This window comes from Clostridioides sp. GD02377 (assembly GCF_045899875.1).
In the GTDB taxonomy this organism is placed as follows: Bacteria; Bacillota; Clostridia; order Peptostreptococcales; family Peptostreptococcaceae; genus Clostridioides; species Clostridioides difficile_A.
This window is the reverse complement of the sequence record NZ_JBJODA010000004.1, coordinates 86,587-111,272: the sequence shown is the minus strand read 5'-3', so window position 1 is coordinate 111,272 and position 24,686 is coordinate 86,587. Positions and strand designations below refer to the sequence as shown.

Annotated in this window: 20 protein-coding genes and 1 other annotated feature; of the genes, 11 read left to right on the top strand and 9 right to left on the bottom strand. The window is 27.4% G+C overall.

Annotated features, from left to right (window positions below; all coding sequences use genetic code 11):
• Window positions 1-555: 555 nt before the first annotated feature.
• Window positions 556-2,658: an EAL domain-containing protein gene (locus Q3304_RS04645; RefSeq protein ID WP_407814412.1), complete on the top strand. Its 2,103-nt coding sequence runs from the start codon at window positions 556-558 to the stop codon at window positions 2,656-2,658.
• A gap of 306 nt (window positions 2,659-2,964) precedes the next feature.
• On the top strand, window positions 2,965-3,783 hold the full coding sequence (locus Q3304_RS04640; RefSeq protein WP_407814413.1) for a MerR family transcriptional regulator: 819 nt from the start codon (window positions 2,965-2,967) through the stop codon (window positions 3,781-3,783).
• 129 nt (window positions 3,784-3,912) lie between these two features.
• Here the strand turns inward: Q3304_RS04640 and feoB are convergent, their stop codons facing one another.
• The 3 genes from feoB to Q3304_RS04625 all read right to left on the bottom strand — a co-directional run bounded on the left by feoB (window position 3,913) and on the right by Q3304_RS04625 (window position 7,053).
• Window positions 3,913-6,033, bottom strand: a complete 2,121-nt coding sequence (gene feoB, locus Q3304_RS04635; RefSeq protein ID WP_407814414.1) for a ferrous iron transport protein B — start codon at window positions 6,031-6,033, stop codon at window positions 3,913-3,915.
• A 25-nt stretch (window positions 6,034-6,058) separates the two neighbouring features.
• Entirely contained in the window at window positions 6,059-6,286 is a 228-nt protein-coding gene (locus Q3304_RS04630; protein ID WP_003420037.1) for a FeoA family protein, read from the bottom strand.
• Between the two features lie 320 nt (window positions 6,287-6,606).
• On the bottom strand, window positions 6,607-7,053 hold the full coding sequence (locus Q3304_RS04625) for a GNAT family N-acetyltransferase (RefSeq protein WP_054276512.1): 447 nt from the start codon (window positions 7,051-7,053) through the stop codon (window positions 6,607-6,609).
• Window positions 7,054-7,225: 172 nt separating this feature from the next.
• Between Q3304_RS04625 and Q3304_RS04620 the strand changes: the two genes are divergently transcribed.
• Window positions 7,226-8,194: a DUF2232 domain-containing protein gene (locus tag Q3304_RS04620; protein WP_407814415.1), complete on the top strand. Its 969-nt coding sequence runs from the start codon at window positions 7,226-7,228 to the stop codon at window positions 8,192-8,194.
• Between the two features lie 151 nt (window positions 8,195-8,345).
• Window positions 8,346-8,598 (top strand) — a binding site (T-box leader).
• Between the two features lie 72 nt (window positions 8,599-8,670).
• Window positions 8,671-9,879 (top strand): tyrosine--tRNA ligase, encoded by a 1,209-nt coding sequence (gene tyrS / locus Q3304_RS04615; RefSeq protein WP_054276514.1) that lies wholly within the window; start codon window positions 8,671-8,673, stop codon window positions 9,877-9,879.
• Window positions 9,880-9,925: 46 nt separating this feature from the next.
• Here the strand turns inward: tyrS and Q3304_RS04610 are convergent, their stop codons facing one another.
• A complete protein-coding gene (locus Q3304_RS04610; RefSeq protein WP_054270014.1) occupies window positions 9,926-10,807 on the bottom strand; it encodes a polysaccharide deacetylase family protein in 882 nt (293 codons plus the stop codon).
• Between the two features lie 371 nt (window positions 10,808-11,178).
• On the opposite strand from Q3304_RS04610, the gene Q3304_RS04605 reads away from it, so the two are divergent.
• The 5 genes from Q3304_RS04605 to Q3304_RS04585 all read left to right on the top strand — a co-directional run bounded on the left by Q3304_RS04605 (window position 11,179) and on the right by Q3304_RS04585 (window position 16,477).
• The gene (locus Q3304_RS04605; RefSeq protein ID WP_167640859.1) at window positions 11,179-12,123 is read left to right on the top strand and encodes a DMT family transporter; all 945 of its coding nucleotides are present in this window, start codon (window positions 11,179-11,181) and stop codon (window positions 12,121-12,123) included.
• 222 nt (window positions 12,124-12,345) lie between these two features.
• The gene (locus Q3304_RS04600) at window positions 12,346-12,891 is read left to right on the top strand and encodes an NADH peroxidase (RefSeq protein WP_009889371.1); all 546 of its coding nucleotides are present in this window, start codon (window positions 12,346-12,348) and stop codon (window positions 12,889-12,891) included.
• Between the two features lie 91 nt (window positions 12,892-12,982).
• Window positions 12,983-14,131 (top strand): DUF362 domain-containing protein, encoded by a 1,149-nt coding sequence (locus Q3304_RS04595; RefSeq protein WP_407814416.1) that lies wholly within the window; start codon window positions 12,983-12,985, stop codon window positions 14,129-14,131.
• Window positions 14,132-14,183: 52 nt separating this feature from the next.
• Window positions 14,184-15,449, top strand: a complete 1,266-nt coding sequence (locus tag Q3304_RS04590) for a dihydroorotase (RefSeq protein ID WP_407814418.1) — start codon at window positions 14,184-14,186, stop codon at window positions 15,447-15,449.
• A 32-nt stretch (window positions 15,450-15,481) separates the two neighbouring features.
• A complete protein-coding gene (locus Q3304_RS04585) occupies window positions 15,482-16,477 on the top strand; it encodes a GNAT family N-acetyltransferase (protein WP_407814419.1) in 996 nt (331 codons plus the stop codon).
• A gap of 125 nt (window positions 16,478-16,602) precedes the next feature.
• On the opposite strand, the gene Q3304_RS04580 is transcribed toward Q3304_RS04585, so the two are convergent.
• The 5 genes from Q3304_RS04580 to Q3304_RS04560 all read right to left on the bottom strand — a co-directional run bounded on the left by Q3304_RS04580 (window position 16,603) and on the right by Q3304_RS04560 (window position 21,568).
• Window positions 16,603-17,835 carry an ABC transporter permease gene (locus Q3304_RS04580; RefSeq protein WP_223195564.1) on the bottom strand — a complete coding sequence of 411 codons (1,233 nt, stop codon included), beginning with the start codon at window positions 17,833-17,835 and terminating at the stop codon, window positions 16,603-16,605.
• A 2-nt stretch (window positions 17,836-17,837) separates the two neighbouring features.
• Window positions 17,838-18,512, bottom strand: coding sequence for an ABC transporter ATP-binding protein (locus Q3304_RS04575; RefSeq protein ID WP_054270020.1), 675 nt, complete (start codon window positions 18,510-18,512; stop codon window positions 17,838-17,840).
• Window positions 18,513-18,519: 7 nt separating this feature from the next.
• A complete protein-coding gene (locus tag Q3304_RS04570) occupies window positions 18,520-19,749 on the bottom strand; it encodes an efflux RND transporter periplasmic adaptor subunit (RefSeq protein WP_407814420.1) in 1,230 nt (409 codons plus the stop codon).
• A gap of 116 nt (window positions 19,750-19,865) precedes the next feature.
• Window positions 19,866-20,870 (bottom strand): HAMP domain-containing histidine kinase, encoded by a 1,005-nt coding sequence (locus tag Q3304_RS04565; protein WP_054270022.1) that lies wholly within the window; start codon window positions 20,868-20,870, stop codon window positions 19,866-19,868.
• 23 nt (window positions 20,871-20,893) lie between these two features.
• Window positions 20,894-21,568 (bottom strand): response regulator transcription factor, encoded by a 675-nt coding sequence (locus Q3304_RS04560; protein WP_054270023.1) that lies wholly within the window; start codon window positions 21,566-21,568, stop codon window positions 20,894-20,896.
• 288 nt (window positions 21,569-21,856) lie between these two features.
• Between Q3304_RS04560 and Q3304_RS04555 the strand changes: the two genes are divergently transcribed.
• Together Q3304_RS04555 and Q3304_RS04550 are read left to right on the top strand one after the other, a co-directional pair.
• Window positions 21,857-22,624 carry an ABC transporter ATP-binding protein gene (locus Q3304_RS04555; protein WP_054270024.1) on the top strand — a complete coding sequence of 256 codons (768 nt, stop codon included), beginning with the start codon at window positions 21,857-21,859 and terminating at the stop codon, window positions 22,622-22,624.
• Window positions 22,611-24,548: an ABC transporter permease gene (locus Q3304_RS04550; RefSeq protein WP_407814421.1), complete on the top strand. Its 1,938-nt coding sequence runs from the start codon at window positions 22,611-22,613 to the stop codon at window positions 24,546-24,548. The genes Q3304_RS04555 and Q3304_RS04550 overlap by 14 nt, the downstream gene beginning before the upstream one ends.
• Window positions 24,549-24,686 lie beyond the last annotated feature (138 nt).

Here is a 24,686-nt window from a genome sequence, read left to right as displayed (position 1 = left end):
GTATTATTTTGCTGGAGGTGTAGTTGACTTTGAAAATTATTAAAATAATACCATTGTAAAAATAATAAAATAAAGGCATTTATATAATGTATATGAAAGATGAATTATTTTAATAAAATAAAATATAAGTAAAAAAATTATGATATTTATTAAATATAAATTTTTTGAATTTGCAATATATAATGAAAATAATTTCATTTATTTCTAAAAAAAATCTTTTTTACTTTATATTATTAATATTATTTTTTATTATCTTAAATTTTAAAGTAATAAAAAATATACGGTTTATTTCTTATATCTAATTTTATGAAGATAAATATAGCAGTAAAATTTAATATAAGGCTGATAAGCATTATATACAATAATCTTGTTCAAATTGATAATATGATATTGATGTATTTTTTTTTATCAACTATAATCTAAAATATGAAGTAATAAGTTTTTTTATTAAATTGTATATTTAATGTATATATAAATGACAAATAAATCCTCTGTAATAAAAATAATTCTAGAAATGTGGTTATAAATAATAGCAATGATGAAGGAGGTAAGTATATGAACAAACATAATCTTGAGGTTATATTAAATCAGCTACAGATTAATATATATATTACGGATATTCATACTGATAAAATTATTTTCATGAATGAAAATATGAAAAAAGAATATAATATTTCAGCTCCAGAAGGAAAAGTTTGTTGGGAGGTATTATATACTGAAAAAAATGCCCCATGTAGTTTTTGTAAAGTTTTAGAGCTGTTAAAGAATAATAAAAAAGGAACATTAATAAAGTGGTATGAAAAATGTAATAAGTTAAATCAAGTTTTTGAAAATTATGATAGTCTAATTACATGGCAAGATGGTACAGTTGTTCATATACACCAATCTATAGATATTACAAATTCCAAAAGCTTAAATGAGCAAGGTAAAGTTGAAGAATTTTATCAAATATCAAATAATAAAGAAGAAAGAGATTATCTTGAAGATTTTAATGCCTTAAGAAGTAAATTTGATTATGATTCTACATTACTTTATGATGCTTTGATTAGAGGTACAGATGAATATATATATATTTGTAATATGAAAACAGGAGTATTTCGATATTCACCATCACAAGTTGAATTATTTGATTTGCCAGGAGAAATTGTAGAAAGTCCACTTATTTACTGGAAGAGCATTGTACATCCAGAAGACTGGAACCGTTTTTATAAGTCAAATATGGAAATAGGTAAAAATAATATGGATTATCATTCAGTGGAATTCCGGGCTAAAAATCGCAGTGGAGAATATATTTGGTTAAGATGTAGAGGACAATTAATGCGTGATGAGTTTGGAGAACCAAGTATTTTTGCAGGAATAATGACACAGTTAGGGAAACAAAATAAGATTGACCCATTAACACAACTGTTGAATTACTATGAATTTATGAGTGTGTTTGAAGATAAACTTTCAAATCCGATGATTGAAAAATTATGTATAGTATTATTGAATATCGACGATTTTAAAAATGTTAATGAGATGTATGATAGAGATTTTGGAGATAATATAATAAAAACTTTAGCACAATCTATACAATCTATTTTACCAGGTAATGCTGAACTTTATAAACTTGATGGTGATGAACTGGGAATTCTCGTTGATAATGTTGAGGAAAAAGAGATTCAACTTTTATATGAACAAATACAAAATTTAATTATACATCTTCACCTATGGAGAAAATATGGATTAAATATAACAATTTCTGCTGGGTGTGTTATATATCCAAAACATGGGGATACAGTAAAAGAACTTAGTAAATATGCTAGCTATTCTTTACAGTATGCTAAAGATCATGGTAAGAATAGAATTGTTTTTTTCTCTGAAAAAATATTAAAAAATAAAATGTACTCTGTAGCAATGATGTGGGAGTTGAAAGCATCAATCAATGATAATTTTAGGGGATTTAGTCTTAGATTTCAGCCACAAGTAGATACACAAAGCCATAATATAATAGGTGTAGAAGTACTTTTAAGATGGACTAATAGTGAAGGTAAAGCAATTTCTCCTTTAGAATTTATTCCAATTTTAGAAGAAAATGATATGATAAATACTGTAGGAGCATGGGTACTTCGGATGGCATTACGTACTTGTGGAGAATGGATTGTTGATTATACATTTTTTACAGTGAGTGTAAATATTTCAGCTGTTCAAATATTAGAGGATACATTTATTGAAGATATAATAAAAATTATAGATGAAGAAAATTTTCCTTATAAAAATCTTGTTTTAGAATTAACTGAAAGCCATACAGTACAGAATATGAGTATTTTACAATATAAGTTTAAAGTTTTACAAGAATTAGGCATTCATATTGCTATGGATGATTTTGGTACAGGATATTCATCATTAGAAGTTTTAAAATTTGCACCAATAGATATAGTGAAGATTGATAGAGTCTTTGTTAAAGACATATTAAAAAGTAAGTTTGATGCCACATTTATACATTTTATTGTTGCAATTTGTCACGATGTAGGAATAAAAGTTTGTTTAGAGGGAGTGGAAACAAGAGAAGAGTATGATTTAGTTAAACAAATGCAACCAGATTACATACAAGGATATTTTTTTGGAAAGCCACAAACAGCAAGTGAGATTTTAGATATTTTAAAAATAGACAATTGATACTAATCAAATTTGTGATTTATGTTTGTTTAGCTTATTTTTAAAGAAACTTTATGAATTTAATTATAATATTGAAACCGTTGATATAATCAAAATAAAAGATGATGTTGAGTACATAAAGGTAGAATCTATAAATAGTTGCTACCTTTTTTAGTGAGCAATAAAGTGTATAATTAAAAATTTAGTAAAGTGTTTGATAATTCATCATTTAAGATGATAAAAAATAAATAAGAATTACTTGATTTAGCCAATAATAAAGAATATAGTAACTATATAGACAACAAAACGAAAAGGAGTGTATAACCCTTGGAAAAACAGTATTTTACCACAGGAGAATTTGCAAAGTTGTGTGGAATATCTAAACAGACATTAATTTTTTATGATAAAATAGGGATTTTTTCTCCAGAATATAAAGATAAAAATAATTATAGGTATTATTCGATTTATCAATATGATACATTAGACATATTACAATCATTAAGGGAAATAGGAATGAGTCTAGAGGAAATAAAAGAATATATACAAAATAGAAGTCCTCAACTTTGCGTGAAAATGCTTAAAGAAGAAGAAAAAAATATAAGAGAAAAAATAAAAAAATTAAGAAAAATAAGTTCAAAGATACAAAACAGAATAAATACAACAATTGAAGGAATTTCTAAAATGAATAGTGAAGAAATTTATATGTCTAAAAGATTTGAGGAATACTTAGTCTTATCAAATGACTTGACTAGTATAAGTAATGGTGATTTCATGATGGAATTAATAGATTTCACTAATTACTGCAAATCAAAAAATTTGTATCAAGGATATGAGTTAGGAGCAATGGTAAGTAATGAGAATATAAAAAATGGAGACTACTTAAGCATAGCAAGTTTCTATTTGAAAATAGATAAAAAAATAAAAGAAAAAAAGTTATATATAAAACCAGAGGGAATATATGCATGTATAAAGCATATTGGAAAATATGAAGACTCATATAAATCTTATGAGAAGTTGAAAAAATATATATATGAGAATGAATATAAAATTGTTGGAAATTCATATGAGGAGAGTATACTCGATTTCTTTTGTGAAAGTAATGAAGATAATTATATGACTGAGATTTCAATCCAAGTATCTAGATAAGAATCAAAAAGAGATATATTCAAACATTAAGTAATTATACTTAGTATTGAGTATATCTCTATATTTTATAATAGTATATAAAGGTTTAAACAGTATCTATAAGGTACATTTAATGTCAGTAAATACTAATTATATGAATAAATTGTAAATTGTAGTTGTTAAAAAACAAACAACAAAAGCAAGTACAGTAGGCATTAAGAATCCTAAGGCAGTCCATTTTAGACTTCCAGTTTCTCTTTTTATTGTTAAAAGTGTTGTTGCACAAGGCCAGTGTAGTAAACTGAACAGCATAACATTTAAAGCCGTCAAATAAGTCCATCCATGTTCTCTAAGAACTTGACCTAAAGCACTAAAGCTATCTAATTCTATCATAGAACCAGTTGCTAGGTAAGCCATCAGAAGTATAGGTATAACTATCTCATTTGCTGGGAAACCAAGAATAAAAGCCATCAATATAAAACCATCAAGACCAATTACTTTAGCTAAAGGGTCCAAAAAATTTGCAACATGTGATAATATGCTTAAATCTCCTATATAGATATTTGCAAATATCCAAGTTATTACACCAGCAGGTATGGCTACCATTACAGCTCTTCCTAAAACAAATATTGTTCTATCTATTATGGAAGTATATAAAGTTCTTCCTATTTGAGGAACTCTATAAGGGGGAAGTTCCAATGTAAAAGTTGAAGGAACTCCTTTTAATAATGTCTTAGACAGAGTATAAGAAACTAACAATGTTATTAAAACACCTAAAATTATCAATAAAGTTATACAAAATGCAGTTGCTATACTTGATACAAAAGAGCTAGTTATAACTGAGCTAAAAAATATTGTAGATATAGCTATTAGAGTAGGAAAACGACCATTACAAGGTACAAAGTTATTCGTAAGTATAGCTATAAGTCTTTCCCTTGGAGAGTCAATTATTCTACAACCAATGACTCCAGCTGCATTACATCCAAATCCCATACACATAGTCAAACACTGTTTACCATGTGCACAAGCTTTTTTAAATAGATGATCTAAGTTAAATGCAACTCTTGGCAAATATCCAAAATCCTCAAGCAAGGTAAATAATGGGAAGAATATTGCCATAGGAGGTAACATTACAGAAATTACCCATGCTAAGGTTCTGTACAATCCTAAAACCAACATATCATTTAACCATGATGGACAGTTAATACTATTTAACACGCTTGAAATACTTGGCTCAAATCCAAGTAGCAAATTAGACAGTAAAGTGGATGGATAGTTAGCACCTTCTATAGTAATCCACAATATAGTACCTAATAATAAAAGCATTATTGGAAGCCCAAATACTTTGGATGTTAATATTTTATCTACTTTTTCTTCTCTATCAGTTGATTTTTTAGGAATATTAGAAGAACATTCCTCACTTAATTTTTTAGCATAATCATAGTTAATCTTAGTAAATTCATCTCTGATTTTCTGTTTATTTATATCATTTGGAATTTTCTTCTTTACTTCATTAATAGCATCTATTGAATCTTTATCTATATAGTTGCTCATAGATTCAAAAATACTTTCATCACCATCAATAAGTCTAAGACCTAACCATCTAGAATTTATATTTGGCATGATGTTATCCAATTCTGGCTGAATTGATTTTACCATATCTTCTATATTTTCACTATATTTTACAGGTTTATTATTGAACTTATATCTATCAAAAGACACATCATTTAAAGTATCTAATAGTTCATCCATACCAGAACCACTTCTTGCAGCAGTTAAAACAACTGGAATGCCAAGAGATTCCTCTAGGAGTTTTGTATTTATAGTAATTCCTTTTTTCCTAGCTTCATCTATTAAATTTATACATAAAATAACTTTATCTGTAAGTTCCATCACTTGAAACACCAAATTTAAATTTCTTTCAAGACATGTAGCATCACATACTACTATTACTGCATCTGGATTACCAAAACATATAAAATCGCGAGCCACAATTTCTTCTTGTGACAAGGCAAATAGAGAATATGTTCCTGGCAAATCGATTAATGCATACTCAGCATTTTTATATTTAAAATTACCTCGAGCTGTAGCTACAGTCTTTCCTGGCCAATTTCCAGTATGCTGTCTAAGCCCTGTAAGATGATTAAATACAGTACTTTTACCTGTATTTGGATTACCAGCCAATGCAATTACAAACTGGTCTTCTTTGTTATCTATATCAAACATGTCTTTTAAAGAACTCATTTTGGTTGAGTTGTGTGTCAAACCCATATTAATATCCTCCCGCTAGAAAATTTTAAATGTCAGAAACTAATATTAAGCTACTTTCTTCTTGTCGTAGAGCTATCTTACTACCTCTGATTTTGTAGACAGTTAAATTGTTTTTTGGACCTTTTCTAACTACATCTATAACAGCTCCTCTAGTAAGACCAAGCGCTAACATTCTTTCTCTTAAATTACCACTGGACAATATATCTTCAACTTTAACAGTTTTTTTCACTTGAATGTCGTTAAGGTTTTTCATAGTAGCACCTCCATGCATGAAATTTAGCCTGAGCTAATCTTCTTATTTTAAACTATGCATTATATTATTACCTTGTTACTTTCACAAAAAAAAGATAGGCAAGATGCCTATCACAAAGTTGGGTATAATTCTTACTTTTGGGGAAAGTAGAATATAGAATAAAAATTAACATTTTGAATCTATATAATTATTGAATCTTAATAATAAAAAAAGCCAGAAAGCAAAAAGCCTTCTGACTCCATATAAGGTATTTTCAAATACCTAAATATCAATTCAATATATTATTTATACTTAAATTATATATTAACAATATTAGCTTGTCAACACTGTAATCTCATTTTAATGTGTTCAATGCCAGCCTCGTCATACACTTCTGATATTTCTTTAAAACCACAAGATAAATAAAGATTCTTTACATAAGCTTGTGCTGATAAAGTTATATTGTTTTCATGTAAATTAATCTTTATAAAGTCTATAGCACAATCCATCATTTGTTTCGCTAACCCATTTTTTCTATGACTAGAGAGAACCAAAACTCTACCAATAGAAACATCATCATAAGAGCTATATTCTCTAGGTATTATTCTAGCATAAGCGCAAATCAATCCATCCTCTTTTAAAAATATGTGATAAGAGTTTTTATCTATATCATCATAATCGTTTAATGAAAATATTTTTTGCTCACAAGCAAATACTTCATATCTTGATTTTGCTATTTCATAAAACTCATCTAAACTTAAATCATTAAAGTGCTTAATTTTAAACATAGTAATTACCTCCTAGTGTCTTAAAAAACTGAATATTAAGATATATTATATCATTTCTAATATAGATACTTTCATTAAAATTTATATTTATTAAAAATATTTTAAAAAAGTGATATACTATATTAAAAATAAAGTTTTAGTTAGAAAATTTATGATTTATGGAGGACTTGTTTTGAATACTACTAAAAAATTAACTGAAGCTGCTTTATTGTCATCTTTATTTATAGTAGTGACAATTATAGCTGTGGGTACTGGATTTGGATATGCTATTTATCTAGATTTTATAGTACCAATATTTTTTTGTATAATATGCTTAAAATGTGATTTAAAGTACACTGTTTTATCTGGAGTTACATCACTTTTAATAATTTCTCTAGTACTTGGAAATCTCGGAACTGCTATTTGGGCAAGTCAGAGTGTATTACTTGGTATAATGTGTGGTTATTTTATAAATAAACCTACAATGGTGATGGATGATTTAGTATATGGTTCAATATTTGGAATAATTGTAATGGTTTTTATTGATATATATGCTTCAGCATTAATAGGTTATAGTTTTATGGAAGAATTTCAGGGATATAGTAAATTAATTTATTTTAATGGATATGCAAATATTATTTACTATTTGATGATAGCATTGTTTCCATTTGGGATGGTCTTTTGTATATATTTTTTAAGTTTGATTTTGGGGCATAAATTGCATATATTAGGTTCAAATTCTTTAAAAAAATATTTGATATTTAAAAACTTTAGAAGTCTAAATCAATTTTTATGTTGTTCTAAGAAAGTTTTTTACATATGTGTTTCCTATTTAGTGATTTTTAAAATTTTAAAGTTATTAAATATTAAAGTTGATTTTGTTTATTTAAAAACAATCTTAATATCAATTGCTTACTTATGTGTTTATTTTATAGTTAGAGATTCATGTATGTCGTTGCAAAATTTTATAATATCTAAATTTAGAAAATTATTATATGCTAGAATTTCTTTTTTAATAATAATTTTATTATTATTTTTTATGTTTAATGTGACTATGGTTGGTTTAATAATAGTAAATGCGTTTTTAAATAAGAAAATAAATATAAGATTGAATCAGACTAATATTGTCAATAAACAAATTAATATCTTAATTGAAAAATAAATTTTAGATATTGGTAAAAAATATAAAAAGATAGTATAATGTAAAAAAACATGTATATAATAATAAAAAAGGTTGACAAAATGTAAAAATAATAATATATTATGAGTAAGTTAAGAAAAAAATCTTGTAATTGATGAAATAATCTGAATATATAAATGCTATGAAGAGAAGAAGTAGAGCTAAGTTTTATTTAACAGAGAGTTCCAGTTTGGTGAAATGGAATAAATTGATTTAGTTTGAATACATCTCAGAGCACTATCTCTGAAAGATAACAACCATTAAGAGATATCGGAGTAGTACACGTTATAGTACTTGGGTATATATAATTATACTCTAAGAGATTAATATCGTGAGATATTGATGAACTAAGGTGGTAACACGTAAGCAATGCTTTCGTCCTTTTAATAGGATGAAAGCTTTTTTTATTATAAAAATAAAAATTAAAGATTATATAAATATTTTAGGAGGAATGAAAAATGAAATCGATAGACGAGCAAATACGAATAATTATGAAAGGTGTAGACGATTTAATAGATGAAAAAGAGTTAAGAGAAAAGCTTATTAAATCAGAAAAAGAAGGAAAACCTATGATAGTAAAATTGGGTCTAGACCCAAGTGCTCCAGATATACATTTAGGGCATACAGTAGTTCTTAGAAAGATGAAGCAACTACAAGATTTAGGTCACCAAATAGTAATAATAATTGGAGACTTTACAGGTAAAATTGGAGACCCAACTGGAAAATCTAAGGCTAGAAAGGCTTTAACAACAGAACAAGTTCTTGCAAATGCGAAAACTTATGAAGAACAGATTTTCAAAGTTTTAGATAAAGAAAAAACTATTGTAAGATTTAATAGTGAGTGGTTAGCTAAATTAAATTTTGAAGATGTAATAAAATTAGCAGCAACTATTACTGTTGCAAGAATGTTAGAAAGAGAAGATTTCAAGAAGAGATATGAAGGGCAAATGCCAATATCAGTACATGAATTCTTCTATCCATTAATGCAAGCATATGATTCTATAGCGTTAGAAGCTGATATAGAGCTTGGTGGAACTGACCAAAGATTTAACTTATTGATGGGAAGATCATTACAAAGAGAGTTTGGTATGGAGTCTCAAATAGTAATAATGATGCCTTTAATAGAAGGATTAGATGGAAAAGAAAAAATGAGTAAGAGTTTAGGTAACTATATTGGGATAGATGAAGAAGCAGGAATAATGTACCAGAAATCTATGGAAATTCCTGATGAACTTATAATTAAATACTATAATTTAGTAACTGATGTTCATCCTGATGAAGTTAATAAAATAGAATCTCAGTTAAAAGACGGTTCAGTAAATCCAAGAGATATAAAAATGAACTTAGCGAGAGAAATAGTTACATTATATCATGGAGAAGAATCTGCTAAAGAAGCCGAAGAAAGATTTAAATCTGTATTCCAAAAAGGTCAAATACCTGAAGATATACAAACAATTCAAGTTAAGGAAGAAGGATTTGATTTAATTGAAGTATTAGTTGCTAATGAGATTGTTAAGAGCAAGAGTGAAGTTAGAAGATTAGCTTCTCAAGGTGGAGTAAAGGTAAATAGTGAAAAAGTAGAGGACTTAAGTGACATTGTTAAAGAAAGTGAATTAGTTGTTCAAATAGGAAAGAAAAAATTTGTAAAAATTGAACTAGTAAAATAGATTAAAATAAAAGGGATGTCTCTATTTTGAGACAACCCCTTTTTTATTATATTAAAATCTTAAATTGATAACCATTGTCTTTAAAATATGTTATAATTTGGTCTAACGCATTTACTGTTTCTTGTTTTCCATAAGTATCATGCATTAAAAGAACAACCATTTCTTTACCTTCAGAAGATTTTTTTGCATGTTCAAATAACTCTTGAGCATTTTTCTTTTTACCTTCTGCATCAGCATTTAAAGCATTCCAATCAATTGATGCCATATTTTTCTCTTTTAAGTAGTTACCTAGAGGCTCCATATTCTTCCAAGACATATATCCACCTGGGCATCTAACTACATTTGATGAGAAATTCTTTCCTAAAACTTTTTTCATAGCTTCATCAGTTTTGTTAAGTTCATTTACGAATGTATCAAGATTTAGGCTTCTGCCAGGATATAGTTTTTTATAGTCGTGAGTGTAAGAGTGATGAGCTATTGCATTTCCTTCATCAAATGTTCTTTTTAAAATTTCATTAGCACCATTTCTTTCAAGTGAATCACCTTTAATAAAGAAAGTTCCCCTAACACTATGTTTTTTTAAGATATCTAGGACTTGTGGAGTATTTGTAGTAGATGGTCCATCATCAAATGTAAGAAAGACTATCTTTTCTCCATTGTTTGAATAGTCGTATTTGCTAAGTTTATCCCAAACTAATTTTGCATCATATCCATATTCTTTTGTAGCTTCTTTTTTTGCACCAATAATAGGTTCGTTTTTTTCTTTTTCGATTCTTTCTTTTTCCAGCCTTTCAGCTTTAAGTCTTTCTTGAGTTTCTTTAATTTCTTTTTTTCTAGACATATCCGCCCATGCCATAGAAAAAATACCAATAACTATTACAACAATTATAGTAAGTGTAATAGTTTTCTTTTTTCTTCTTTTTACCATAAGTACAGCATTCCCCCTTTTGTCGAATTGTATCAAAAATATATTATAATTATATCGAAGAAAGTAGAAAAAGTAAACCGACAAAGTTGTAACTAAGATAACCAAAGTGTAACTTATTTGACATTATTTGCATAATATGAATATATAATATACTGAAGTTATCTATAAAAAAATTTAGTATAAGTAAAAAAAATAAAAATTTATTAAAAAGGTGTTTACAAAAAATGATTAATATATTACTGTTAAATAGTGGATATAAATCTGAGCTCATGATAGATATAAATCTGGATTTAAAATACTGAAAAAATTTACTATATTTTTATAGTAATGCTTATAGAAAAACTCTCTTGCTGTTTAGGGGGTTTATAATTTTGCAAAAAAATAAAAAGGAGGGGGCTTTATTGAAAAAATACTTTGGAGAAATAGGACTAATATTTATAGCAATTATATGGGGAAGTGGCTTTGTAGCAACCCAATTTGCATTAGACGGTGGGCTTACACCTCTACAAATCATAACTTTAAGATTCTTCTTAGCAGCCGTAATTATGAACTTACTGTTTTTTAAACAGATTCGTGCTAGTATGGGAAAAAAATTGTTAAAGGCAGGAGGACTTTTAGGAATATTTTTATTCTTGGCTTTCACAGTACAAACCATTGGACTTATGTACACTACACCATCTAAGAATGCTTTTATAACAGCAGCAAATGTTGTAATAGTTCCATTCATAGGATTTATAATTTATAAAAGAAAACTTGATAAGATAGGGATAATAAGTAGTTTAGTAGCTCTTGTAGGGATTGGAATACTTTCTTTAGAAGCAGATTTTTCTATCAATTTTGGAGATTTACTAACACTTATATGTTCATTTGGATTTGCATTTCACATATTCTTTACAAGTGAGTTTGCAAAAGATAATAACCCAATGGCATTAACAGCTGTTCAATTTACTGTAGCATTTTTAATGTCTTTAGTAGTTCAGACATTTGCAGGGCAATTGAAAATGGAAGCTGAATTATCTGGATATATGGGAACTATATATCTAGCTATATTTAGTACTACAATAGGATTTTTGTTCCAAACTATATGTCAAAAAAGAGTTGATGGAACTAGAACAGCTATAATATTATCTACAGAAGCTGTATTTGGTACTATATTTTCTATAATAATTCTAAAGGAACTTATTACAGCAAAATTGGTTATTGGTAGTATATTAATATTTGTTGCAATCATAACAGCAGAAACTAAATTATCTTTTTTAAAGAGCAAAAAAGTGAAACTTAAAGATTCAAAAGAGTCTTCATTAGAAAGTATTTAATAAGACAGTTATTTCCTAATTAATCAAATAAACTATGTATTATGTAGAAATTTGACATCAAAACTTGGTTGATACTGGTGTTTCAAAGTGATAAAATTAATTAGGAAATAAATTTTATTTTTAGTGTTTAAACTACAAAGCCGGGGGTATATATATTCTTGTAGCAAGTTATTAAACTTAAAAATAAAAATTTAATTATATAAAATTGGGAGGAAATTAATTATGAAAAAATTTGTTTGTACAGTATGTGGATATATACATGAAGGAGATGCTGCACCAGCACAATGTCCAGTATGTAAAGTTGGAGCTGATAAATTCGAAGAAATGAAAGGCGAAATGGTTTGGGCTGACGAACATAGAATAGGAGTAGCTCAAGGTGTAGATGCAGAAATAATCGAAGGATTAAGAGCTAACTTTACTGGTGAATGTACAGAGGTAGGAATGTACTTAGCAATGAGTAGACAAGCTGATAGAGAAGGTTATCCAGAAGTAGCAGAAGCTTATAAGAGAATAGCTTTTGAAGAAGCTGAGCATGCTGCTAAATTTGCAGAACTTCTTGGAGAAGTTGTAGTTGCAGATACAAAAGAAAACTTAAGAGTTAGAGTTGACGCTGAGTATGGTGCAACTGATGGAAAATTAAAATTAGCTAAGAGAGCTAAAGAATTAGGATTAGATGCTATACATGATACAGTACATGAAATGTGTAAAGATGAAGCTAGACATGGTAAAGCATTCTTAGGATTATTAAACAGACATTTTGGAAAATAATAATTAAAAATATAGATTAAAAGGAGAAACTTTGGTTTCTCCTTTTTTAAATTATAAAAATAAACTGTTGTGATAAAAAGGTGGAAATAATATGAAATCAGTATCTGTTAGGAGTTGCAAAACTTACAATTATGAAGATGTGAGGTGTTCTATTGAAAAAAATTTAGATGATATTGGAGGAATTGATAAATTTGTTAAAAAAAGAAGTAAAGTACTCGTAAAACCAAATTTATTGATGAAGAAAAGACCTGAAGAAGCTACAACTACACATCCTATGGTTGTGAGAGTTGTATGTGAAAAGCTTTTAGAGTTAGATTGTGATATTACAATAGCAGATAGCCCAGGTGGTCCATATAATCAAAGTTCTCTTAAAAATATATATAAGGCATCTGGAATTGAAGAGGTAGCAAATGATTTGGGTATTAAGTTAAATTATGATGTTTCAGATGTTAAGATACATAGTGAAAAAGCACATGTTTTAAAATATATGGATATTATTAAACCAATAGTAGATGCAGACTATGTAATAAATCTTTGCAAATTAAAGACACATATGATGGCAACTTTTACTGGTGGTACAAAAAATATGTATGGATGTATAGCTGGATTGAAAAAAGCAGAAATACATTATAGATTTCCTACAGAAGAATTATTTTGCGAAAATGTGCTTTTGGATATTTGTGATTATGTGAAACCGACATTGACAATTATGGATGGAATAGTAGGTATGGAAGGTGATGGTCCCTCAGCTGGAACCACTCGAGAAATAGGTGTATTATTAGCATCACAAAATCCATATGCTATAGATGTAGTTGCATGTAAGATTATAAGCTTACTTCCAAATAGAGTTGCTACAATTAGAGGTGCTATAAAAAGAGGTTATATAGAAGCAGATTTTTCAGATATTGAGATTGTAGGAGAAGATATAGATGATTTAATTATAAAAGACTATAAGGTTCCAAATGTAAGTAAAGACTTAAGATTATTTTCTGTAAAACTACCAAAATTTTTAAATGAGCCTATTTCAAAACTTATAACACCAAAACCTGTGGTTAGATTCCAAGATTGTATAAAATGTGGAAAATGTAAAGAAGCTTGCCCTGCAAGTACTATAGAAATGGGAACTAAGGGAGCCATTATAGACTTAAGTAAATGTATACGATGTTACTGTTGCCATGAACTTTGTCCTAAAAAGGCTATTGATGTCAAACGTAATTTTGTATTTAAGTATGTAAAATAATGTATAATATTATATGAGTCTATATAAATGAAAAGTATAAAGGAGAAATAAGATGATTTTAATTAAAAATGGTAGAGTGATAGACCCTAAGAGTCAAAAAGATGAGAAAATTGATTTAATTATAAAAGAAAATAAAATTTATAAAATAGGTAAATTTGATGAAAGTGATGAGTATGAAAAGGTAATAGATGCTAGTGGTAATATAATTGCGCCAGGTCTAGTAGATGTACATGTTCACTTTAGAGACCCAGGATTTACATATAAAGAAGATATAGAAAGTGGAGCTAAAGCTGCTGCTAGAGGAGGATTTACAACTGTTATATGCATGGCAAATACTAATCCTATTGTAGATAATGAAGATACTTTTAATTATATTGAGGAAAAGTCAAAAAGTGCATGTATAAATGTTTTACAAGCAGCTGCTATAACTAAAGGTTTTGAAGGTAAAGAATTGGTTGATATGGAAAATCTTAAAAAAGCTGGTGTACCTGGGTTTACTGATGATGGTTTACCTCTAATGGATAGCAATCTAATTATGGAAGCTATGATTAAAGCAAAAGAATTGGATGTACCACTTAGTTTTCATGAAGAAGACCCTTCTTTAGTTGGAAATCCAGGTGTGAACGCAGGAAAAATAGCTTCAGAGATAGGATTAAAGGGCGCATCAAGTGTGGCAGAAGATGTTATGGTAGCTAGGGATTGTATGCTGGCACTAAAAACTGGTGCGAAGATTGATATACAACATATAAGTTCTGGAGTATCTGTTGATATGGTTAGATTTGCAAAATACCTTGGTGCAAATGTAGTTGCAGAAGCTTCACCACACCACTTTACATTGACTGAAGAAGATGTATTAGAGTTTGGAACAAATGCAAAAATGAATCCACCTTTAAGAAGTAAGTGGGATAGAGATAAGATTATAGAGGGATTAAATGATGGTACTATTGAGATAATAGCAACAGACCATGCACCTCATAGTAAAGAAGAAAAAGACAGAGAATTCATAAAAGCTCCAAGTGGAATTATTGGGTTAGAGACTTCTTTATCTCTTGGAATAACAAACTTAGTTCATAAAAACCATCTTAGTATGATGCAATTAATCGAAAAAATGTCTACAAACCCTGCAAAATTATACAATTTAAATGCTGGTTTTATAGAAGAAGGTGCAATAGCAGATATTGTTATATTTAATCCTGAAGAAGAATGGACAGTTGAAAGCTTTGTGTCTAAAGCTGATAACTCACCATTTAAAGGTAAGACTTTATATGGCAAGGTTAATTATACAATATGTAATGGAGAGATTGTATATAACGCTTAACTTAGCAGTATCTTTTAAAGGCGGTGAATACAATGATTGAAAGTAAAAGATTATATATTAGGAAGATGAATCATAATGACCTTGAGGAAATAAGTAAGATTTTACAAGATATAGAGGTAATGTATGCTTGGGAACATGCTTTCTCTGATGAAGAAGTTTTAGAATGGATTGATAGAAATATACAAAGATACGATAATGATGGATATGGATACTTTATTGCTATAGATAAGGAAAGAGAAGATGTAGTTGGACAGATAGGTCTTATAAAGCAGGACATAGGATTAGGAATAGGATATATAATAAAAAAAGAATATTGGAACCAGGGATATGCTACTGAAGGTGCAATTGCTTGTATAGATTATGCTATTAAAAATCTAAGAGCAGATACTTTAGTAGCAGATATAAGACCTGAAAATACAGCATCTATAAATGTAGCAAAAAGACTAGGTATGAAAAAAACATCAGAGTATGATAAGATTTACAAAGGAAAAGTAATGAAACATGATATCTATCAACTAGAAGTAACTGGATTAACTACAAAGATTGTTGAAGTAGTAGAATATAATCCAAATTGGAAGTATGAGTTTGAAAAGTTAAAATCTACACTAGAAAAGGTATTAGGAGATTCAATTTTAAAAATAGAGCATGTTGGTAGTACTTCTGTTGAGGGGCTTTCTGCAAAGCCAAGATTGGATGTTGATATAGTAATTGAAAACTACAATTACTTAAATGATGTTATAAGTAAATTAAAGAAATTAGGGTATAGACATCTTGGGAATTTAGATATAGAAGGAAGAGAAGCATTTTTATATGAGACAACTGACTTTATGGAACATAATTTATATGTATGTCCTAAAAATGGAAAAGGATATTTAGAACATATTAAATTTAGAGATTATTTAATGTTAAATCCAGATAAGGTTAAAGAGTATTCTAACTTAAAGAAAAAACTAGCAAAACTTTATAGATATGATGTTAATGCTTACTGTGACAATAAAACAGATTTTATAAGAAAAATAATAGACTAGAAACTAAAGAACGCACTACTATATTTGAAGAAGATTAAATTCTTAATCTATCATATATAATAGTGCGTTATATATTAAATCTGTTTTATATAAGTAAATCTAAAAATTATAAATTTAGACAGTGTCTACTTATAAATTGCCTTTATAGGGTCTAGTTTAGAGGCTTTAAAGGCTGGGATTAAACCAAACACAACCCCAGTTAATATAGTAGCTACAATAGCGTAAAATAAGCTATTTAAACTAGGAATTGCTTCAAATCCAATGTATTTAGAAACATAATTAGTAGCAATAAATCCAACTATAGTTCCTAAAATTCCACCACATACTGTTATAAATACAGCCTCAACTAAAAACTGAAATAATATAGACCTAGGTTTTGCACCAATAGCACGTCTTATACCAATTTCTCTTTGTCTTTCCATAACAGAAACATACATTATATTCATTACACCAATACCACCAACAAACATTGCAACTACAGTTATTATAGATACATATTTGTTTACATTAGAATTAATGCTTTCAAGATAAGCTGTCTGTTCAGTTGGGTCTGGTGTAGTATAAGAACCATTGATACCAGGATGCATCTCATATAGTTTAGCTATAACATTGTTTGCAACTTCATTCACATTATACCCATTAGAAGACACTAAGTCTAACTGATAGATTTCATTTGAATAAGAATTTTGACTCATTAAACTGTCAAAAGCCTTTTTAGGTATAAGAGAAGTAGTAAACTGCATATCTTGATAACCACCAAAGAATCCCATATTTTGATTTTGCTGAGAATCATCTAGTACTCCAATTATTTCAAATATAGTTCCATTTATATTGATACCATTACCTAAAGCATCTTCTGGGTTTTCAAAAATTTCACTTGTACTTTGTAATGTAAGTAAAATTACTTTTCTTTTTTCATCATCTAAAGAAAAATCTCTACCACAAACTAAATTTATTTTAGAATCCTTTTTTACTGGTCCTACATCAACATAAGTACTCTTTTTATCAAAAAATGCTTGTGAAGAATAAGTTGAATCAAGATTAAACCCATCTCTTGATGGAGCTATTCTTTCTACACCCTCAACAAATGATAATTCTTCTAAGTCTTTTGCATTAAATGGTTTTAAAAATATACTCATATCATCAGTAAGGCCTGTGTTATCAGCAGATTCAAACGAAATAGTAGTTTTATTAGGGTTTACATTGTTTACAGATTTTTTAATTTCTTTCTGAAACCCATTACCTATAGAACTAACAAGTATTACTGAAGTTATTCCTATTATAATCCAAAGTAAAGCTACAAAGACACGAAGTTTGTGTCCTTTTAAGTTAGCCAAAGAATTTTTTAATAAGCTCATGATTACACCTCCGAAGTAAACACACCATCTTTAAGTCGTATGACCTTAGTTGCATACTTAGTTAAATCTTGATCATGTGTAACCATTATTATAGTCTTACCTTGTTCATTAAGTTTTGTCAAAAGTTCCATAATTTCTTTGCTGGTTTCACTATCTAACGCTCCTGTTGGTTCATCAGCAAAGATTATTTGAGGGTCATTTGCCAGACAGCGTGCAATAGCTACACGCTGTTGCTGACCACCAGATAACTGAAGAGGCTTTTGTTTAAGTTTATCCAAAAGTCCAACAGATTTTAATTTATCTTCAACAATTTCTTCTCTTTCAGATTTTTTTAGCGCCTTATTGTAGATTAGAGGTAACTCTACATTTTGATATACATTTAAAGTTTCTATTAAATTAAATTGTTGAAAAACAAATCCAATATTAATATTTCTAAAAACAGAACGTTCATTTTCACTCAAATTAGTTACATCTGTTCCATCAAATATATATCTTCCTTCATCAAATACATCAAGAAAACCTAAGATATTAAGTAAAGTAGTTTTACCACTACCAGATTTACCCATTATCATTACAAATTCTCCAGAATCAATTTCTAAGTTTAAGGATTTTAAAACATGTAATTCATCTTTCCCTACTTTATAATACTTTTGAATATTTTCTAATTTTATTAACATATGTAAATTAATTCACATCCATAGTAACTTCTTTTACTTTTTTATTTGGAGTAGCATCTCCATTATTAGAACCTGCAGTTACGCTATCGCCTTGAACTGGGTTTCCTTCTTTCATTTCTTTAGTAGGGTGTTTTATTACTATATCGCCTTGCTCAAGACCGCCTCTAACTACAGCAAAATCATCATTTTGACTTGCTACATCTACAATTTGTTTTTTCAATATACCATCTAAATCCTTAAATACATATGAGTGTTTTTTGTCTTTAAGCACACAAGATGCTGGTATTTTAAAGCTTGAACTAGCTACTTCAAGTGATGCTTGAAGATGGAATCCATTTACTAATCCTTCTTGATTATCAAATGCTATGTTTATATCATAATAAGATAGAGTATTCTGTTGAGCTCCCATCTCAGTATTTGGAGTAGATGGCTTATCAGATATAAAACTTATTCTACCAGTAAGTTTTTGGTCAGTTGAGAAAACTAATATATTAACCATCTGGTCAATTTTCATTTTAGGTAAATCTTGCTCACTTGCTTGTCCTTTCATATAAAACTCTAGACCTTGAATAGTCATAAATGAAGCTGGTTGTTCTGGATTTCCAGTTTGGTCATTTAAGTATACAGTGCCATCAAAAGGAGCAGTGACACTATCATATGCTTTCTTATCTAAAGAAGCTATTTGAGAGTTTAAAGCAGTTATCTGAGCATTTATAGAAGCTATAGCATCTCTATTTTCAGTAATATCAGAAAGTGATATTTTCTGTTTTTTGTATTGGCTAAGTTGTGATTTCAAACTATCTATTTCTGCTATTATAGTTGGATTTTTAGCAGTAAAAAGAAGGTCTCCTTGATTTACTTTTTGACCGTTTGTAACATTAACAGCACTTAGTTCATAATCTCCAGAAATATTAAAGTCTTTAGTCTGTTTAGGAACAACCATACCATTTATAAATATTTTCTCATTTTCAGGAACAGTATATGTTTCTATAAAGTTTTCATTAGCTTGTAATTTAGTGTTTTTTGCATCATTGTAAGCAAGTACCCCTAAAATTAGAAGTATGATTATTACTATTCCTGCATAAATTTTGAATCTTTTATTTTTAAAGGGATTGTTTTTAAAACCTTTATTTTTAGCTTTGAAGCCACTACTTCCAAAACTACTACTTCTAAAGTTGTTACTTTTGAAGCTGCTATTTCTAAATTTTTTCTTTTTAAATTTTTTTAGAAAAGACATGTCTTCCTCCTTTTTATAAAAACTATTTATTATATACTGGGATGTACATATAGAATCATTATTAAGAAGCCTGTTGAATATAAGTTAAATAGAAATAAACTATCAATATTAAGATACTATAAATCGCATTTGAATGTAATAGTAAATTTTGTATATTGATTATACTCTGAATCTACATCAATTTTATGGCCAAGTTTATCACAAAGTTCCTTTGCTAAATAAAGCCCAAGTCCTGTAGATTTAGCGTTATTCCTTCCATTATTACCTGTAAATCCCTTATTGAATATTCGATTTAAATCTTCCTTTTTTATACCACAACCAGTATCTTCCACTCTTAATTGTAAATAATTTTTGGTTGTTTTGCAATAGATAGATATATTATCTCCTAATGAGGAATATTTTAGGGAATTACTCAATAATTGCTCGAATATGAAGTAGAGCCATTTCTCGTCTGATAAAACTTTAAAATTCAAATTATTTAAGCCTAAAATTATTTTTTTTGAAATAAAATATTTTGAATATTTTCTTATAATATCTCTAATAATTTTTTCAATGTTCACTTCTTGAATCAAAAAATCTTTATGAAAATCTTCAAGTTTGGATAAATATAAAATTTTTTCAACAGAATTTTCAATTCTAAATATTTCATTATCTATATCATTAGAAATTTTTTCATCAATTAAATCCTCATTCTGCTCAAGCGTAAGTTTTATTATTGCGATAGGCATCTTTATATCGTGTACCCACATACTCATAATCTCTTTATTTTCTTCAAACTTCTTAACATTATTGTTTATTATTTTATTACACTTATATTGATAATTTTTAATGGTGTTCAAATATATTTTTTCTTCATTTTTACATTTAATTAATTCTATATCATGGCTATTAATCTGAGCTATATCATTTTTTATGTTATTTAAAAATTTATTCTTTTTTATGTAGCTAATTAGTAGATATAACAATAAAAATACGACATTTATAATTAATATATATAAAATAGTGTCAGTTAAAAAAATCTCTACAGGGGAAAAAAGAATAACTGCTATTGTAAAAATTAAGAAAGTAAAATTGTATATCAAAAATCCGAGTTTGTCTTTGAGAAAATCTTTAAAGCTCATAAATTCACCTACTTAGAGTTGTTTTAATTGATTATATAACCTAATCCTCGTTTTGTATCTATAAAATCTTCCAACCCAATTTCATTTAATTTTACTCGTATTCGGTTTACATTTACAGTTAATGTATTATCATCTACAAACCAATCATTATCCCATAATTTTTTCATAAGTTTATTTCTGCTAACTATTTGCCCCTTATATTTCATAAGCTCATGAAGAATCTTAATTTCGTTTTTGGTTAATTCAACAATATTGTCTTCATATTTTATGGTCGCAGTTGATAAATCTAAGATAACACCATTATGAACAATTTGATTTGAATTATTCTCAACAAAATTATAAGTTCTTCTTAAGAGTGCATTAACTTTAGCTACTAAAACATCTATAGAAAATGGTTTTTGTATATAATCATCTGCTCCCAGATTTACACCCATTATTACATCCATGTTGGAGTTTCTTGAAGAAATAAAGATTATAGGAACTTTTGAAATTTTTCTTATTTCATTGCACCAATGAAAACCATCATAAAATGGAAGATTTATATCCAATAAAACTAATTGTGGTTCATAGTTTTTAAATTCTTCTATGATGTTTTCAAGATTTTCTATTTGATACACATCATGTCCCCATTTAGAAAGACATTCTGCTATGATATTCTTTAATGAAACATCATCTTCAATTACCATTATTTTAAACATTCTTACCTCCTAATTCAAAATAGTTATATTAACATAACCTTATTTTACTTGATAAATTAAAATATTTCTACCTTATAATCTAAAATAATTATATTAATATAACTATATTTTACTTGATAAATTATATTTTAAACATAATTACAATAAAAATGAAGAAATATAATAAATACTTACATAAATGTAACTTTAAATTAATGTAATTAAATGTTTAAAAGCTATTTTAATATATATAATATATTTGTGAGAATTAATAAATAACTAATTATGAGGAGAGGTGATTATTTAACTATGGAAGAAGTATTATCTGTTGAAAATGTAAAAAAAGAATATGGGAGAAGAGGTTCAAAATTTGAAGCTCTAAGAGGAATAAGTTTTAAGGTTTATAAAGGAGAATTTGTTGGTATTATGGGTTCATCTGGTGCGGGTAAATCAACTCTTTTAAATATCATTTCTACGATAGATTTACCTTCATCAGGAGAGGTTTATATAAATAGAAAGAATATTGTTAAAATGAATCAAAATGAATTAGCAGATTTTAGACGTGATAATCTCGGATTTGTGTTTCAAGATTCTAATCTTCTAGAGACTCTTACAATAAAAGAAAACATAATTCTGCCTCTTTCTTTAAAAAATGAAAGCGTATCAAATATAGAAAATAGAATACAAGAAATATCAAAAGAATTAGATATAGAATCAATATTAGATAAATATCCTAGTGAAGTTTCAGGAGGGCAGAAACAAAGAGGAGCTGTCTGTAGGGCAATAGCAACAAAACCATCATTAATACTTGCAGATGAACCCACAGGAGCATTAGATTCCAAATCTGCTAGGGATTTATTGAATTGTCTACTGAACTTAAATAAAAATAACAATAGAACGATATTAATGGTAACTCACGATGCTACATGTGCAAGTTTTTGTGATAGGATACTCTTTATAAAGGATGGAATAATATTTACAGAAATTGTTAAAGGGGAAAGTACTAGAGAATTCTATAATAAAATAGTAAATACAGTTTCCTTAATTGGAGGAGTTAATAAAAATGAGTTTATTTAGAATTGCAATGCAAAATGTAAAAAATAGTTTTTTTAACTATTTAATGTATTTTATTTCAATTGTATTTAGCGTGTTTGTATTTTTCAGTTTTAAATCTATAGAGTATAATGAAGCTTTAAACTCACTTGGAAATAAAACCAGGATAAGTATTAACACAAGTTCGATTGTAATAATTATATTTGTTTTCTTATTTATATATTATTCGAACTCATTTTTTTTTAATAGACGTAGACGAGAGGTGGGGACTTATAGTTTACTTGGAATGAGGAAAAGTCAGATAGGAAGAGTATTTTTATATGAGACTTTTTTGATGGGGATACTTGCAATATTAATAGGAATATTTTTAGGTTTGTTATTTTCAAAGCTTATGACTATGATACTTGTAAAGTTAATGAATGAAATGATAGTAGTAAAGATGAATTTAAGTGCAAAGGCTTTAGTTCAAACACTAGTTGTATTTTTAATAATATTCATAGTTATTGGAATAAGAAATACTATGATAATCAGAAATAAAAGGGTTGTAGAATTATTTAATAAATTGCCAGAAAAGCATACAACTAAAAAATGTATAAGGTTAAAAGGAATACTTGGTATTTTACTAATAACAATTTCTTATCTTATGTCAATTAGTTATTTTATTGCTGAGAATATTATGCTTTCAATTTTTATATTAATTACAATAATACCAGGAACTTTTTTATTCTTCTCATCAGTTATGTCTATAATCATTGACGCTGTTAGGAAGAAAAAAAAATTTTATTATAAAGGAAGAAATCTAATTGCTTTTTCTGAACTTGGATTTAAATTGAAGAGCAATAGTAGGATACTGGCTATAATATCAATATTAATAGCTACAAGTGTAACCATGCTAGGATTTACCATATCACTTTATTATGATATAGATAGAAATATAAGTGAAAATTACAAATACAGTTATACTGTAAATGCAGAAAATAATCATGTAAATAAAGAAATTGACGATTTGTTATATAAATATAAAAAAAATAATAAGGTAATCTTTGATAAAACAATAGAGCTCATAAACAAAAATATAATCTTTGAAATGTATTATAAAAATGCAAATAATCAAAGAAAAGATAGAATATCTGTGGACTTAATTAAAGAAAGTGATTTTAAAAAATTAAGACAGTATCAGAATGTAGGTTATAAAGATTTATCCTCGAATGAATATGCGTATTATGTTTCTGATTCATATAAGAAAATATTTTTAGAAAATTTTAATACTAAAGAAATAAAGCTATACATTAAAAGAGAAAAAGAATATGGTACAAATCTTTTTAAAGTACAAGAAAATATTTTAGAACCAGAAATAAATTCACAATCTACATTCGATTTAGTTGTAGTAAAAGATAAAATTTTTAATCAGTTAAAGTCAGACAGAAGCTCTAGACTAATAAGATTAATTGACATAGATAACGAAAAGAAAGGACTTGATTTAACTTTAAAATTGAAAAATATAGTGAATAAAAATATGAAATTTACTTATCCTTTTAATTTTACATCAAGGAATGAGAACTATAATAATTTGATAAAATTAAGTGGTCTTATGTTATTTATAGGTATATTTTTATCTGTAGTATTTCTTTTATGTACAGGTAGCATAATTCTGTTTAAGCAACTATCAAGTATATATGATGATAAAGAAAGATATATTATGTTAATAAAACTTGGAGCAAATAACAAAGATATTGAGAAAATAATATCAAAACAATTAAAAGTTGTATTTTTACTTCCATTAGTCGTAGGTACAGTTCATAATCTATTTGCAATGTCAATTGCACAAAAGTTTATACCTAGGTCATTAATTACTCCAATTATCATAACTCTAGTCATTTATTATATAGGATACTTTATATATTATTTTTTAACCTTAAAATATGCTCAAAATATGATAATAGAATAAATTAAGTTGTTTTAAGCTAAGGTATAAAATCTTAGGGGATATATTAAGATGAAAAAATTAAGATTTGGAAAAAGTATATATTTTATATCAGTTGTGTTACCTGATGTTATATAATAAATTTAGGAAAAACATCAAATA

Bases quoted from the DNA above. Each gene is read 5' to 3' on its own strand.
- Q3304_RS04560 (WP_054270023.1), bottom strand. From the start codon at position 21,568: ATGTTTAAAATAATGGTAATTGAAGATGATGTTTCATTAAAGAATATC.
- Q3304_RS04565 (WP_054270022.1), bottom strand. From the start codon at position 20,870: ATGAGCTTTAAAGATTTTCTCAAAGACAAACTCGGATTTTTGATATAC.
- Q3304_RS04555 (WP_054270024.1), top strand. From the start codon at position 21,857: ATGGAAGAAGTATTATCTGTTGAAAATGTAAAAAAAGAATATGGGAGA.
- Q3304_RS04610 (WP_054270014.1), bottom strand. From the start codon at position 10,807: ATGGTAAAAAGAAGAAAAAAGAAAACTATTACACTTACTATAATTGTT.
- feoB (WP_407814414.1), bottom strand. From the start codon at position 6,033: ATGGGTTTGACACACAACTCAACCAAAATGAGTTCTTTAAAAGACATG.
- Q3304_RS04630 (WP_003420037.1), bottom strand. From the start codon at position 6,286: ATGAAAAACCTTAACGACATTCAAGTGAAAAAAACTGTTAAAGTTGAA.
- Q3304_RS04645 (WP_407814412.1), top strand. From the start codon at position 556: ATGAACAAACATAATCTTGAGGTTATATTAAATCAGCTACAGATTAAT.
- Q3304_RS04575 (WP_054270020.1), bottom strand. From the start codon at position 18,512: ATGTTAATAAAATTAGAAAATATTCAAAAGTATTATAAAGTAGGGAAA.
- Q3304_RS04625 (WP_054276512.1), bottom strand. From the start codon at position 7,053: ATGTTTAAAATTAAGCACTTTAATGATTTAAGTTTAGATGAGTTTTAT.
- Q3304_RS04590 (WP_407814418.1), top strand. From the start codon at position 14,184: ATGATTTTAATTAAAAATGGTAGAGTGATAGACCCTAAGAGTCAAAAA.
- Q3304_RS04585 (WP_407814419.1), top strand. From the start codon at position 15,482: ATGATTGAAAGTAAAAGATTATATATTAGGAAGATGAATCATAATGAC.
- tyrS (WP_054276514.1), top strand. From the start codon at position 8,671: ATGAAATCGATAGACGAGCAAATACGAATAATTATGAAAGGTGTAGAC.
- Q3304_RS04550 (WP_407814421.1), top strand. From the start codon at position 22,611: ATGAGTTTATTTAGAATTGCAATGCAAAATGTAAAAAATAGTTTTTTT.
- Q3304_RS04570 (WP_407814420.1), bottom strand. From the start codon at position 19,749: ATGTCTTTTCTAAAAAAATTTAAAAAGAAAAAATTTAGAAATAGCAGC.
- Q3304_RS04580 (WP_223195564.1), bottom strand. From the start codon at position 17,835: ATGAGCTTATTAAAAAATTCTTTGGCTAACTTAAAAGGACACAAACTT.
- Q3304_RS04595 (WP_407814416.1), top strand. From the start codon at position 12,983: ATGAAATCAGTATCTGTTAGGAGTTGCAAAACTTACAATTATGAAGAT.
- Q3304_RS04600 (WP_009889371.1), top strand. From the start codon at position 12,346: ATGAAAAAATTTGTTTGTACAGTATGTGGATATATACATGAAGGAGAT.